Genomic DNA, 14060 nt, shown 5'->3' on the forward strand with positions numbered 1-14060 from the left:
TTGTAGTATTTAAACTTAAATTGAAAAGACTTCTAATAATGTAAATATATATCTTTGTTACACTCATTTAATTTCCCTATGTTTTTTCAGCAGTATACATTTAGCAAAAAAAAATATAAATGGTTAATTAGTACAATTTATTGTATAATTTGTACATCAACCATAAAACAATAGATTATAAAAAAGATTTAACTTTGACTTCATTGAAGTTTTAAAAGGTTAAAATATAATATGGAAGATAAAGTAAATACATCAAGAAATAATAACTCATTTAGTATTAAAAAAATTGAAAAAAATATAAATGGTTTTTCTTTTGATATACGTCAACATTCTCTATATGAACTTGTTTGCATATCAAAAGGTAATATAAAACTTACTATAGATTTCCAAACATATGATTTAAAAGAAAACACAGTTTATTTAATAAAACCTGGACAAGTACATCAATGGATCAAAGATAAACAACCTAATACTTGCATAGGATATATTTTCCATTTTTCAAAAGATTTTTTACCCTCATATGATATGGTAAACAAATTATATGAAAAAAATTCTTTTCCTATTATAGAACTATCTTTAAGTGTTTTCAATAATATCAATCAGTTAATATCAATGTTATTAACTGAAAATCAACCTAATACTCTTTGTGCTTACTTATTTGGTTCAATATTAGAATATATATTAAAATCTAAAAAAAATACAAATAATTTATATTATAAAGATCAAAGAATCTATTTATTATTAGATCTAATTGAAAAAGAATTTATACACGAAAAATCAGCATTGTTTTATGCAAAATCACTTAATTTAACAACAAAAAGATTAAATGAATTAACAAAAAAATATTTAAATAAAACAGTATCTTCTTTAATTTTTGAAAGAATTATTATTGAAATAAAAAGAGAATTAACTTATAGTAACTTAACCATTACAGAAATTTCTAATAATTTAGAATTTAATAGCCTTTCACATTTTTCTAAATTTTTTAAACACTATACTTCTTCCTCTCCTTTAGAGTTTAAAAATTTAAAGAAACATACATAAAGTAAAATAAAAAATATATTGAAAAATTAAATATTATAATAAAATCTTATAAAAATATCATTGATTTAATTATTGTATTTTTCAAAAGTTCAAATCAATACATTATGGAAAAATCTAATCATCAATCATAATAAAAGATATTTATTCAAATTACAGAAAAATTGATATTAATCTTTTCTAATTCTTCAAAAGATCTGAAATAAGAGATTGAGAGTCTATAAATTCAAAAGTATCATTAAAAAATAAAGCTTTAGTATAATAAAACCAATCAATACTTTTTAAAATAATTAAAATAGAAATAGTGCTTAGAAAAGTATTGCAAAATGATTAGTCTTATTTAAGTAATCATATACTATTATAATAAATTATAATATATATTACAAAGGATAATTAAATGATGCCTTTTTCAGATGAGGAGATATATAGAGCGACAAAGTATAATTTATCTAAAATAAGTACTTACATTAGCTCTCATGGTGGGGATATTAGATTGTTAGGTGTAAAAAGTGCTACTATTTATATAGAACTTACCGGTGCATGTCATGGTTGTGCAATGAGTCTGATGACAACAAAAATGGTCGTACAAGAAGAGTTTAGGAAATTGATTCATCCCGAGATAAAGGTTATTAATGTTGATGGTATGCCAGGGAATGAACTTCCTAAAAATTGTTATAAAGAAGAAGAACCCATAAAAGAAAAAAGGGAAAATGGATTGATTAATAAAATTAAAAAGTTTTTTAAATTATAACTGAAAGATATAAAAAAGACTCGGTAGCCATCTATCTATATATTTAGTTTAATATCTAAACACAGATAAGACATTATATTATACAAATTCAAATCAAAAAAAGAGTAGAAAACTTATTTGGATACTTTGAAATAATTGTGTAAATACAAATTTTATCAAAAATTTAATTTATTGTTTTTTATCAATAAATATTCTAATTAATTGATATATAATTAATTCAATCTTATAAGATAAGAAGTAAAACCTTGATAAAAAAGACATCTAAAACAAAATCAAATACCATACAAAAGCAAAAGTATCTTAAAACATATTTACATCAAAGAAACTATACATTAAAAGATTTAAAATGTGAAATAGTTTTAATGATATGTGATATGTTATTAGAAAACTATTTATATGTAGAAGATACTGCGAATGCTGAAGAATTAATTTCAGATTTTACATCTGATGAAAGAATTACAACCTATAATACTATGAAAGACTTAAAAAAAGATATTCAAGAAAATATATTAACTATTGAAAAAGTTCAAAATATAATGATTCTTCAAAATGAAAATAAAGATACTTTAACTAAAGCCAGATTAGCTGATAGTACGTACTACTTCTATAATACATGTATAAACTACTTAGAATTTCTAATTACATCCACCTCCATAGATAAAAATAAAAAGATGTGGATTCCTGATCTAATATGTCTTTATTTGATTCAAGATATGAAGGAAAGTGGATATACATTTAATAAATTTACATTTCTTGATAAATATGATTTTGATAGTATATTCAGAATCTATGAAAAAATTAATATAACTTTTAAAAAAGTAGGAAATTTATCAATGTTTTCAAAAGAAAAAACTAGAATTGATATCATGTCAAATATTTCTTATGAAATAGTTACTAAATTAATTAATACTAAATATAAATAAGCATCACTTTTGCAATATTTATTTGTTTTAATTATTTAATCTATCGAGGTGATTAAAGAATATCATCTATTATCAATAATCACAAGTTTCTATTAGATTTAAAGAAATGAAGGAGAACTTAGAAATATTCTTTTATATGTTAACAGAAAATATGAGATTACTTTACATACATCAAATATTTAACTAAAGAATATTTCTAATTATATATTAAATACTAAAAGTATCTCTAACTTTTTGCTCAAATGCTTTATCGCTTAACTCTTTTCTTAGTGGTATAAAAGTTTTAGCCTCATCCCCCACAGGAATAAATATTTCTGAGTTTTCATCTTCTATAATATTTTTTACTGCATCAGCTATTGGTTGAGAAGAAGGACCTTCATTTATCGCTTTTGCCACTATTGGAACAAAATGTGCTACTAAATCTTTATAGGGTGAGTTTTCATCTGTTGTTTTTGAATTAACAACTAAACCCTTTTTTACAAAATTTGTTCCAAAAAGTCCTGCTTGGATAGAATGAACTCTTACATTATACGGTAGAGTTTCAAATCTTAAAGAGTCTACTATTCCTTCAACTGCATACTTAGATGCATTGTAATGAGCTAAAAGAGGAAGTCCCATCTTTCCTAAAAATGAGCTAATATTAATTATAACTCCTGCTTTTGCTTCTCTCATATATGGAAGAACTGCTCTTGTAACTTTGAGTAGTCCAAATACATTTACATCAAACTGATTAAACATTTCTTCATCTGTTCCATCTTCTACAGTTGAAAGAAGACCATATCCAGCATTGTTAACAAGAACATCAATTTTGCCTTCATCTTTTATAATCTTTTCAACAGCATTATTTATACTTTCTGTCTTAGTTACATCTATATATATGCTTTTTAATAATCCATCATTACTTATTGTATTTTTATCTCTTGTACCTGCATAAACAATATATCCATTATCACTAAGTAACTTTGATGTTAACTCACCCATTCCTGATGTTGCACCTGTAATTAGAACTACTTTTGACATATATAAATCCTTTTATTTTAATCACTATATTATCCTATAGCGAGATAAATAAAATAGATTTATATCAATAATGGAGGCCTTATAATTTAAAATCTATTTATTAAAAGAGAAATAAACGAATTTTTTTATTTCATAGTTTAATTATTATCTGAATTTCTTTTGTTAATACTTACTAGCCAATAAGAAATAGCTAAGGCAACTATTACTATGGCAATTATTAATAATTCTGTTGCTTTTTCTGTTGAAAGAGAATATATTAATACTTTTCTTATCAACGCTGCCATTGCAAGCATAATAAAAGCACCAATTGCAAAACCTTTTCCTTGTAAATGTTTTATCTCTTCATGTATTAACTCAATTGATGCCCATAGTACTAATAAACTTCCAAGTACTGTTAATATACCTTTTTCTATTTTTATATCAGTAAAAAATAATAAATAAATATCATAAACAAACAAACCAATAGCAAAAAAAGCAATAATTCCTAAGGCAAATGCTAAAAAGTAATTAATAAAAGAATTGAATTTTTTTAGTGAAGATAAGATTCCTTTTTCTGTTCGAGATAATGATAAAAATTTCCCAAGTTCTTCTTCTCTATAAGAACTAGTTAAAACATCCAAATTCATATCAATTATTTTTTCAACTGCATTGATTTCTCTTACATGTTGTTCTTTATTTTCAAAATTCTCTTCTATACTCTTAAGTACAAATGTTCTAACAAAAGTGAAAGCAGAATTTACATAGTGAGTAGGAAGACCAATTTGAACGTGAATTTCACCTATTTTATAAATAGATAAAAAATAAGATATATCATATTTACCAGAAAAAAGATTTATGAACCAAGCTTTAATTTTAATCTTATGTCTACTAATGATTTCATTGTTCTTTAAATATTTTGCAGTTCTTCCAAAACCCCAAATATAATCATAAAATTCATCAATAAATGTATCGGCTAGTTTTTCCATTCTTGGTTGAAGTTTTTTTAAAATAAGAGCTTCTTCTTCAGTAAATTTATAGTGTTCTTTTAACTGGGTATATTCTTTCATTTGTTATCCTATCAAATAATTCTAATATAAAAATTTAAATTATCTCTAGTAATTATACTTATATATTAACCTAATAAACTTTTTTTCTTCAAGAATTATAATATTATGTTAAAAACTCTTCAAAAGAATTATCAATAACAATATCTTCCTTATGTATTAATTTCTTAATAACCTACAATATCATTAATTTCATTTTCTTTTAATAGTAATAATAGTTTTCATTTAAATTCTTCTTTTAACAATTTTAAGAAAATAAGTTAAAAATTATCTTGATTTATATCAAAATATAATTAACTCAACTTTCGCACATAGAAAATCATAAATTCACTATATTCAAAAGCTTCATTAAACCCCATAAATAGACACTTTTAGCTATAATTGTTCACCACAAACATTAATATATAAGGGCTTTTTATGGGTATTGACAATTTTATCGAAACTGCTATGAAGAGTGTGTTAAAGAATCCTATAGTTTTAGTTTTAAGAGATATAAATTTTAGCAGTATTTTAAAACAAAGTAATTTTATCAAGCGTGATGTAGGTGTGCCGCCGTATATGGTGATCTTACAATTTTTATATATGTTCCTTATTAATAAAAAGATCTCATCCTTTATGAAATATAGTAATGACAGTTTTAAGAAAGATGTTTATTATAGATTACTAAAAAATAGTAAATACAACTGGAGAAAATTATTGTTGCTCACATCCGTGAACTTAATCAATAAACTTTCATCATTGCAAAAGCCAACTGATACAAAAGTATTTATCATTGATGACACAGTTGAAATTAAGCGTGGAAAATATATAGAAGGCAGTTGTAAGAATTTATGGAGCAATAAAGATAAAAGAGTAGTTAAGGGTTTAAATATTGTATCACTAAACTATAGTGATACTCATACCGATATGATGCTAGATTTTTCCATGAACTATAATAAAAATCAAATTATAGATTCTATTGATAATAAATATCACCATAGAAGCAATGCCTATAAACGAAGAATTGAAGGGAGAAACGGTAAAAATATCCAAGCAATAAATATGCTAAAACGAGCTTTAAGTTCAGGAATATATGCAGACTATCTACTTGTCGATAGCTGGTATGCAAAACCAAATTTTATCAAAGAGGTTAGAGATAATGGTTTGGATACGATTGCAAGGGTTGCAAAAAGCAATAGAATCTGGCAGTTTAGTGGGAAATATAAAACACTTGAAGCTCTATATAATCATGAAAAACAAAATAAAACTTCAAAACTTGGTAACTATAATTCCATCAAATACTCCTATGTTTCAACTATCACTACACATAAAACACTTGGAAGAGTAAAGATTGTATTTATAAGAACCAAAGAAAATCTAATACCAATATTTTCAACCAATATACATTTATCAGATTTAGAGATTATAAATACATACAAAAAACGGTGGAATATTGAGCAAGGATATAAAGACCTAAGGGAATACTTTCAATTCGGTAAAGAGGAAAACCGCATTTATGAATCCCTAATAGCTAGAATCACTCTATCATTCCTTGCATACAATTTAACAAGCTATATCAATCGTATCAATAATGAACCACAAACTTTAGGAAACTTATTCAAAGACTTAGAGTGTCAGCTTGAAACCCTTGCTATTTCAATGGAACTATTCCTAAAAATATTAGAAAACTTGCTCCAAACTACAGAAATTGTCAAGAGAAATAAAGATTTAGAGCTTATTATCAATGTTTTACGCATTCATACCAAAAAGCAACTTGGTTTTATGTGCGAAAGTTGAGTAATTAATTATTTTAGTTATTATTAATTGATTAGAAACTCTTATTTAAAAGCCTTTTTATGAATAAATATGTTTGTACTGTTTGTGGATATATATATAATCCAGAAATAGGTGATTTAGATTCAGGTATTGAACCAGGAACTGCATTTGAAGATATTCCTAATGATTGGGAATGTCCTGATTGTGGTGTTAAAAAAGAAGATTTTGAAATAATTAATTGAGGTGAGAAATGGGATTTAATATAAAAAATAACATTTACCTTGTAGGTAATGTAGATTGGGAAATTGAAAGTTATCAAGGATATAAATATTCAACACATAGAGGCTCATCATATAATGCATACCTTATTAAAGAGCAAAAAAATGTTTTAATTGATACTGTTGATTCAACATTTACTGATATATTTATTAAAAATCTTAAAAATGAAATTAATTTAGATGATATAGATTATATAATTATAAATCATGGTGAAAAGGATCATACAGGTGCACTTCCTGAATTAATGAAACTTATACCAAATACTCCAATTTACTGTACTAACAATTGTGCAAAATCATTAAAAGGTCAATTTCATCAAGATTGGAATTTTAATATTGTAAAAACAGGAGAAAAACTTAATTTAGGTGATAAAGAATTAATTTTTGTAGAAACTCCAATGTTACACTGGCCTGATAATATGATTTGCTATTTAACACAAGATAATATGCTCTTTAGTAATGATGCATTTGGACAACATTATGCTACATCAGCTATATACAATGACTTAGTTGATCAAAATGAGTTATTTGTAGAATGTTTAAAATACTATTCAAATATCTTAACTCCGTATAATTCAAAAGTAATCAAAAAAATTGAAGAAATTTTATCTTTAAACCTCCCTCTTGATATGATTTGTCCTTCACACGGAGTAATATGGAGAGATAACCCAACTCAAATTGTAGAACTGTATTTAAAATGGGCGCAAAACTATCAAGAAAATCAGATAACAATTCTATATGACACAATGTGGGAATCAACAAGAGATATGGCAGAAGCAATAGCCAAAGGAATAAAAGAAGCAGATAGCCAAACAGTTATTAAATTAATACACTTATCGAAAAAAGATAAAAATGATGTTATTACTGAAGTTTTTAAATCAAAAGCCATATTAGTAGGATCACCAACAGTAAACAAAGGAATTTTAACAACTATTGCTTCTTTATTTGAATTTGTAAAATCTTTAGAATTTAAAAATAAACAAGCAGCTGCTTTTGGTTCATTTGGATGGAGTGGAGAGTCTGTTAAACTAATTAATGCAAAATTAGTGGATAGTGGATTTGCGTTAGTAAATGAAGGACTAAGGGTTTCTTGGAAACCAGATGAAGAGACTATTAAAGAATGTGTTAAGTTTGGAAAGGATTTTGTTAAGGATTTAAATAAGTAAATTGATAAATATCATTTTATCTATTATTGTTTAGCAGTATAATCACAAAGTTATGAAGTAAAAGAACGGTATTTAGCATTCATATTTCAGAAATAGAATAAATTCTATTGAAAAGAAAAAAGTTGTTATTCATAAAATATAACAATTATAAATATTATAAATGGAAAAATGAATGAATATATTAGTAATAGAAAATGAAATTTATTTAGCACAAAAAATTGTATCAAAACTTATTAATGATGGGTATAATTGTGATTACATCGATTCACCAAACACGGATACTTTTACAAAAGAATATGATGTAATTTTATTATCTACTTCTTTCCCTTTTAATTTTTGTAATAATATAATAAAAAAATACAATGAGAATTGTATTATTATTCTTTTAGTATCTTATATTTCAGATGAAACTGTTACTCTTCATATTAAAAGTGGTGCTAAAGATTATATAATGAAACCATTTATTATGAATGAATTAATAAGAAAAATCCACCATTATAAAGAATGTAAAGATATCAATAAAGAACTTCAAAAATTAAGAAATTATTTTCAATTTACTATGTTAGATATCAAAACTACAGATGTTCTATCAGCAACTTCTTTTCCCATATTAATAGAAACTAATGTTCAGAAATATGCAGATAAATTAGTTTATGAACTATCCATTAAAATGGCCTTGCCAATTACTTTTATTTCATTAACGACATCCAATTGGCAAGAACAAATAAATAAAATTCAAAAAAAATCAATTATTTATTTAATTAATTATCAAACTTTAAAAAAACATCCAAAAGAAAATCTTTTGAAAATAATTGAAAATAAAAATTGTGTAATTTCTACATTAGAAGAAGAACTTGATTTTCCCTATACAAAGGTTGAAGCTAGAAATGCAAAAGGACTATTAGCTAATTCAAATATTATGACTATTCCTGATTATGTAAAAACTATGGTAACTTCTTATCAGCATAAATATACAGATACAGAATTATCCAAAAAACTTGGAATTTCTAGAAAATCTCTTTGGGAAAGAAGAAAAAAATTTGATATTGAAAAAAGAATATTAATAAGTTAAGATAATATTTAATTATTCCTAATATAATACAAATGTATTTAATTTAGGGGTTAATATGCTGCAAAAGTTACGAAATGTTTATCTTTTAAAAGATGTATGTGATGAAACCTTAAAAGAAATAGCTAAATATACTTCATATTTAAAACTATCAAAAGATAATATTCTTTTTTATGAAGGAGAAGATTCTAATTGTTTATTTCTACTTACAAAAGGTATAGTAAAGTTCTATAAAACTTCATCAAATAACAAAGAAATCATCATAAAATATCATTATAGTAATGAATTCATAGCAGAAGTTGCAAATTTTGAAAATATTCCATATCCTGCAACAGGAAAAGCTTTTACAGAAATAGAAGCACTAAAAATTGATTTTAAGAATTTAAAACACCTTCTTTATTCTGATGCTAACTTAGCTTTAGTCATTCAAACTTCACTTATAAAGAAAATAAGAAATCTTGAAAATCTTATACTTTTTGATGTAGTCCTTACTGCTGATGAAAGAATAGCAAAGTATATATGTGATAATACAAAAGAGTTTTTTAATACAAAAAGAATAATAATTGCTGAAATTTTAAATATCACACCTGAGACATTATCAAGAAGATTAAAATTATTCGAAAATGATGGCTTGATTAATTATCAAAAGAAATCAATAGATAAGGAAAAACTTAAAACTCTTTTCTCATAATCTAGAGAATTATTCTCTAGAAATAATATAAATTAATAAAAAATATTAAACGAATGTAGAATCTTTTGAAATAGATGAAACTACTTTTTTATTCTCAATCTTAAGTATCCTATCACATAATGGAAGCATGGCTTCATCGTGTGTTACCATAATAACTGCTACATTTTGTTCTATTGCTATTTTTTTAAGCATTTTAACTACGCTAATTGAGCGTTCATTATCAAGAGCAGCAGTTGGTTCATCTGCTAATATTATTTTAGGTTTATTTGCCAAGGCACGAGCTATTGCAACTCTTTGATTTTGACCACCTGATAGTTGTGATGGCATGGCAAGAGCTTTTTCACTAATATCAAAATATTTCAGAAGTTCCATTGCTACTTTTTCTGATTCTTCTTTTGACTGTCCACTTGTTTGAGGTAAAAGAGTTATATTATCTATAATATTTAAAAAAGGAATAAGATAATGCGCTTGAAAAATAAATCCTATTTTCTCCCTACGAATCTTTCTTGTATCTTTATTTAACCATTTGTTATCATATACTTTTTCATCGCCAAGCCATATTTGACCACTTGTGGGTTCTTCAACACATCCTATCATCATAAGTAATGTAGTTTTTCCAGCACCACTTGGTGCAATCAATGCTATTAATTCCCCTGTTTCTACACTAAAAGATGCTTTATCTATAACATCAACAAGACTATCACCTTTTCCAAAACTTTTTACTAGATTTTCAACACGAATACTTTGTTTATTCATATCATCCTCCTATTGCAGCTGCTGGATCAGCACTTATAACTTTTTTCACACCTATAAAAGATGATAAAATAGAAGCAATTATTACAACTATAAAAAGTAGCCAAGCATCAGAAATTTCTAATACAACTCTTTTGGGAAACTTCTCATATATTAGATGAGAAAAAATATTCCCTGAAATAAAAGCAATAATACCAAGAAGAAGTGTTTCTTGTACAATCATCTTTATAATTACGCTATTTGGAATTCCTATAAGTTTCATTATTGATATTTCTTTCATCTTTTCAAGAGTCATCGTGTATATGATAAGAGCTATTATAATTGTTGAAACTAAAATAAGAATACCCGTAAATAAACCTATTTGTTTCGCTGCTCTTTCAATAAGATTTTTTCCTAAAATATCTTCTTGTTCTTTTTTTGTATAAACACTTTTATGTTTCCACTCTTTTATATTTTTTGCAACTGCATCTGTGTTATATCCGTTTTTTAGTACAGCTATTATTGCATTTACCATTGTAGTGTCATTTCCACTTATACCACGTTCACGATCGTTTCTTACTCTATTATTAGAATATGAAAATTGATTTTTTTGTGCATCTTTTAAGCTGATGTAAACTAACAAATCACCTCCTGAAGATACGGTCTTTTCAGTTAGTCCTACCACTTCATACTTATCTCTTGCAAGTATTATCTCATCATGGAGTTTGAATCCTGTTTCTTTAGAAACAACAATTTGATAATGGTCTTTTGTTAACTTACTTCCTTGGATTAGTCTATCTGGGTTTATTGGATTTATATTACCAAAAGGATCATAACCAACAGCCATAACTCGAATAGGCATATTAGCTTTTGGAAGCTGTATATTTTGAAAGGTTATTGCTTCACTATACTTTACTCCATCAATAATACTTATAGAATTTTTTAAATCTTCATGAACTCTTGATGATTCGGCAAAAGGGCCTAGGGTATCTTCTTGAACTATCCACAAATCTGCATTTATATCATTAATTAATATCTCTGCATCAACAACCATACCTCGATATACTCCCATCATAATAAGTACAATTCCAAGAAGCATACCTACACCCATTGCAGTTACTAAAAACTTTCCAAGGGAGTGAGATATATCTTTTTTGGCTAGATTAATCATTGATGAATCCTCATTCCTTCACTTAAAGCTTTTTTACTATTGTCTGGTATGATTATAATATCTTCTGTTTTTATACCACTTATTATTGCAGCTTCATTATCACCTTTTGCTTGAATATTGAGCTCTTTGAAATAAGCTTTATTATCTATTAAAGTCCAAACCCCTTCTTTCCCATCTTCAACTTTTATTGTATTTAAAGGAATTGTAATTGCATTTGATATTGTTTTTGCATTTATAGTAACTCTTGCTTGTTCATTAATATAAAAAGGAATTGGTAATTCATCGAAGGCTACATTTATTTCTCTTTCTTGAGTTACAGCATCACTTTGTGCAACAATTCGTTTAACAGATCCAGTAAATTGTTTATTACTTTGAGAACGAAGAGTTATTTCTGCTTTTTGTCCAACTTTTATATCACCACTAATTTTTTCATCTATATAAGCTTTTATCCAAAGAGTTTTAGGATCAACGATTTTTAAAATAGTTGTAGAAGAAGCAACATTTTGTGCTACTTCTGCACTTTTAGATATTACATAACCATCAACTGGAGCATAAATTTGAAATCTAGATAATTTTGTTTTTAAAGAATCTGCATTTTTTTGCGTACGTTGAACTTCTATTTTACTTGACTCAATACGAACTAAGGTTGCTTCTAATTGTGCTGTTAAAGAATTTAAATCTGTTTTTGCTTTATCAAATTCAGATTTAGAAACAAAAGATTGTTTAACTAAGTTTTCATATCTTTTATAAGTAATCAAAGATAATTCTTTTTGAGCATTTAAGCTCTCACTTTCTTTTATTAGTGCCTTAAGCTCAGATTTTGTTTTCTCAACACTTATAAGCATCTCTTCAACTAATTCAGGCATATCAACTGGATCTATAGTAATTAGTAAATCACCTTTTTTTACCCATTGTCCCTCATCTGTAAGAATTGATATAATTTTTCCTCCTGTTTGAGCAGTAATAGAATATATATCTTTAGCACTTACATTACCTATTCCAAATACTTTAATATCTAAATTAGCAACTTTGGGTGAAAGAGTTTTATAAGTAGTTTTAACAATATAAACATTCTTATAAAAAAGAACTATCCCCACAATAACAAGTATTGCGATTATTATATATTTAATTCTTTTATTCATTGTATTTTTCCTTTTAAATAGTCAACTTGATCTATAGATGTACTTTTAGTGTAATAAGCCTCAAGTAGTTCTAATTGTGCAGTCAAGATTAATGACTCAGCGTCAAGTACCTCTATGTACGTTGAAAGACCTTCTTTATATCGTCCTTCTAGAACATCTTTTGTATCATTAGCCCAATGAAGTTGAGCTTGTTTTGAGGCAATAGTTTTATCATACCTGGCAATATCAATAAGTAAATTTGATAAACTTTCTTTAATAGCTAATATTTTAGATGATTGCTCTTGTTTTGCTAATTGAATATTAATTCTTGCTTTTTGTGTTTCTGCTTCAATTCTTCCTCCACTATAAAGTGGAACAACAACTGTAACACCAATAGTTGAAGTGTTATATTCATTTAAAGTATCAAAATGATTATAAGAAGCAACCCCATCAATTGAACCATAATGAGAAGCTTTTGCAGATTTATATAAAAGTTTATTTTTATCTATATTTAATGCATTTATTTTTAGTTGAGAATTATTACTTAAGATTTCCTCTTCTACTAAATCAGGTTCAAAAGAATAATTTTTCTTTATAATATCTGATTCAAAAGTAGTATCATCTTTTATTTTTTCTCCCATATATAAAGAAAGAGATTTCTTTGTTTTATCAAATGAAGCTTGTGCAATGGCTAGATTTTCTTCTGAAAAATAAACTGCTGATAAAAAACGACTTGAATCTGCTTTTGTTTTAAACCCTTGAGAAACTAGTCCTTGAGCTTGTTCATAATAAGCTTTTTTTGAATCCAAATCTTTTTTATGAACTTCTATTGCTTCTTTTTGAACAACAATTAGTTTATACAAAGATTTTATTTTGTAAGCCATAAGTGCTTTCATATCTTCTAAAGATAAGCTAGCTATATCTTCATCTATTTTTAAAGAATCTAATTTAGAAGAAGTTTTTTGGAAATCCCATATTCTTTGCTTTAAACTTGCACCTGCATATCCGCCATTTTTTTCAGTAGTATAAAAAGTTCCATTTGAAGAACTAGTGTAAGTTTGCGCAAAATCATACTCAGCTTGCAAATTTATTTGTGGTAAATTATCAGCAAAAGTTACATCATAATTTTTCTGCGATAATTCAGTTTTTAAAATAAAAGATTGAATATCTGGATTGTTTAAAAGAGTTTTTTCTATGCTTTGTTCTAAACTCAAAGTTTGAGTATAAGCACATGAGAAGAATAAGCTTAATAGTAATAAGCTTTTTTTCATTTGGAATCCTTTTTCAAAATAATATGCT

General features: G+C 25.8%; 14 protein-coding genes. 8 read left to right on the forward strand and 6 right to left on the reverse strand.

Annotation, left to right across the window (positions count from 1 at the left end):
- The first annotated feature begins 231 nt into the window (after positions 1-231).
- From AACT_RS11240 to AACT_RS11250, 3 genes are all read left to right on the forward strand, one after another.
- A complete protein-coding gene (locus AACT_RS11240; RefSeq protein ID WP_172126980.1) occupies positions 232-1044 on the forward strand; it encodes an AraC family transcriptional regulator in 813 nt (270 codons plus the stop codon).
- A 394-nt stretch (positions 1045-1438) separates the two neighbouring features.
- Positions 1439-1792 carry a NifU family protein gene (locus AACT_RS11245; protein WP_228720483.1) on the forward strand — a complete coding sequence of 118 codons (354 nt, stop codon included), beginning with the start codon at positions 1439-1441 and terminating at the stop codon, positions 1790-1792.
- A 245-nt stretch (positions 1793-2037) separates the two neighbouring features.
- The gene (locus AACT_RS11250; protein WP_172126982.1) at positions 2038-2715 is read left to right on the forward strand and encodes a hypothetical protein; all 678 of its coding nucleotides are present in this window, start codon (positions 2038-2040) and stop codon (positions 2713-2715) included.
- 207 nt (positions 2716-2922) lie between these two features.
- Here the strand turns inward: AACT_RS11250 and AACT_RS11255 are convergent, their stop codons facing one another.
- Together AACT_RS11255 and AACT_RS11260 are read right to left on the reverse strand one after the other, a co-directional pair.
- Entirely contained in the window at positions 2923-3735 is an 813-nt protein-coding gene (locus tag AACT_RS11255) for an SDR family oxidoreductase (protein ID WP_172126984.1), read from the reverse strand.
- A gap of 137 nt (positions 3736-3872) precedes the next feature.
- Positions 3873-4781: a protoglobin domain-containing protein gene (locus tag AACT_RS11260; protein WP_172126986.1), complete on the reverse strand. Its 909-nt coding sequence runs from the start codon at positions 4779-4781 to the stop codon at positions 3873-3875.
- A gap of 414 nt (positions 4782-5195) precedes the next feature.
- Here AACT_RS11260 and AACT_RS11265 point away from each other — a divergent pair, with 414 nt between their 5' ends.
- From AACT_RS11265 to AACT_RS11285, 5 genes are all read left to right on the forward strand, one after another.
- Positions 5196-6554 (forward strand): IS4 family transposase, encoded by a 1359-nt coding sequence (locus AACT_RS11265; protein WP_172126989.1) that lies wholly within the window; start codon positions 5196-5198, stop codon positions 6552-6554.
- A gap of 59 nt (positions 6555-6613) precedes the next feature.
- Positions 6614-6775 (forward strand): rubredoxin, encoded by a 162-nt coding sequence (gene rd, locus AACT_RS11270; RefSeq protein ID WP_172126991.1) that lies wholly within the window; start codon positions 6614-6616, stop codon positions 6773-6775.
- An 8-nt stretch (positions 6776-6783) separates the two neighbouring features.
- Entirely contained in the window at positions 6784-7977 is a 1194-nt protein-coding gene (locus AACT_RS11275) for an anaerobic nitric oxide reductase flavorubredoxin (protein ID WP_172126993.1), read from the forward strand.
- A 172-nt stretch (positions 7978-8149) separates the two neighbouring features.
- Complete coding sequence (locus tag AACT_RS11280; protein ID WP_172126995.1) at positions 8150-9049, forward strand: response regulator transcription factor; 900 nt, start codon at positions 8150-8152, stop codon at positions 9047-9049.
- Between the two features lie 55 nt (positions 9050-9104).
- Entirely contained in the window at positions 9105-9737 is a 633-nt protein-coding gene (locus tag AACT_RS11285) for a Crp/Fnr family transcriptional regulator (RefSeq protein WP_172126997.1), read from the forward strand.
- A gap of 45 nt (positions 9738-9782) precedes the next feature.
- Here the strand turns inward: AACT_RS11285 and AACT_RS11290 are convergent, their stop codons facing one another.
- From AACT_RS11290 to AACT_RS11305, 4 genes are read right to left on the reverse strand one after another with little or no spacing between them, the layout of a single operon-like run.
- Complete coding sequence (locus AACT_RS11290) at positions 9783-10493, reverse strand: ABC transporter ATP-binding protein (protein ID WP_172126999.1); 711 nt, start codon at positions 10491-10493, stop codon at positions 9783-9785.
- A gap of 1 nt (position 10494) precedes the next feature.
- Positions 10495-11640: an ABC transporter permease gene (locus tag AACT_RS11295; protein WP_172127001.1), complete on the reverse strand. Its 1146-nt coding sequence runs from the start codon at positions 11638-11640 to the stop codon at positions 10495-10497.
- Entirely contained in the window at positions 11637-12782 is a 1146-nt protein-coding gene (locus AACT_RS11300; RefSeq protein ID WP_172127003.1) for an efflux RND transporter periplasmic adaptor subunit, read from the reverse strand. The genes AACT_RS11295 and AACT_RS11300 overlap by 4 nt, the downstream gene beginning before the upstream one ends.
- Positions 12779-14032, reverse strand: coding sequence for a TolC family protein (locus AACT_RS11305; protein ID WP_172127005.1), 1254 nt, complete (start codon positions 14030-14032; stop codon positions 12779-12781). The genes AACT_RS11300 and AACT_RS11305 overlap by 4 nt, the downstream gene beginning before the upstream one ends.
- Between the last annotated feature and the right edge of the window lie 28 nt (positions 14033-14060).

Source organism: Arcobacter acticola, from assembly GCF_013177675.1.
GTDB classification, from domain to species: Bacteria; Campylobacterota; Campylobacteria; order Campylobacterales; family Arcobacteraceae; genus Aliarcobacter; species Aliarcobacter acticola.

Coding starts and splice junctions, on each gene's coding strand:
- AACT_RS11240 (WP_172126980.1), top strand. CDS start 232: ATGGAAGATAAAGTAAATACATCAAGAAATAATAACTCATTTAGTATT.
- AACT_RS11245 (WP_228720483.1), top strand. CDS start 1,439: ATGATGCCTTTTTCAGATGAGGAGATATATAGAGCGACAAAGTATAAT.
- AACT_RS11255 (WP_172126984.1), bottom strand. CDS start 3,735: ATGTCAAAAGTAGTTCTAATTACAGGTGCAACATCAGGAATGGGTGAG.
- AACT_RS11260 (WP_172126986.1), bottom strand. CDS start 4,781: ATGAAAGAATATACCCAGTTAAAAGAACACTATAAATTTACTGAAGAA.
- AACT_RS11265 (WP_172126989.1), top strand. CDS start 5,196: ATGGGTATTGACAATTTTATCGAAACTGCTATGAAGAGTGTGTTAAAG.
- rd (WP_172126991.1), top strand. CDS start 6,614: ATGAATAAATATGTTTGTACTGTTTGTGGATATATATATAATCCAGAA.
- AACT_RS11275 (WP_172126993.1), top strand. CDS start 6,784: ATGGGATTTAATATAAAAAATAACATTTACCTTGTAGGTAATGTAGAT.
- AACT_RS11280 (WP_172126995.1), top strand. CDS start 8,150: ATGAATATATTAGTAATAGAAAATGAAATTTATTTAGCACAAAAAATT.
- AACT_RS11285 (WP_172126997.1), top strand. CDS start 9,105: ATGCTGCAAAAGTTACGAAATGTTTATCTTTTAAAAGATGTATGTGAT.
- AACT_RS11290 (WP_172126999.1), bottom strand. CDS start 10,493: ATGAATAAACAAAGTATTCGTGTTGAAAATCTAGTAAAAAGTTTTGGA.
- AACT_RS11295 (WP_172127001.1), bottom strand. CDS start 11,640: ATGATTAATCTAGCCAAAAAAGATATATCTCACTCCCTTGGAAAGTTT.
- AACT_RS11300 (WP_172127003.1), bottom strand. CDS start 12,782: ATGAATAAAAGAATTAAATATATAATAATCGCAATACTTGTTATTGTG.
- AACT_RS11305 (WP_172127005.1), bottom strand. CDS start 14,032: ATGAAAAAAAGCTTATTACTATTAAGCTTATTCTTCTCATGTGCTTAT.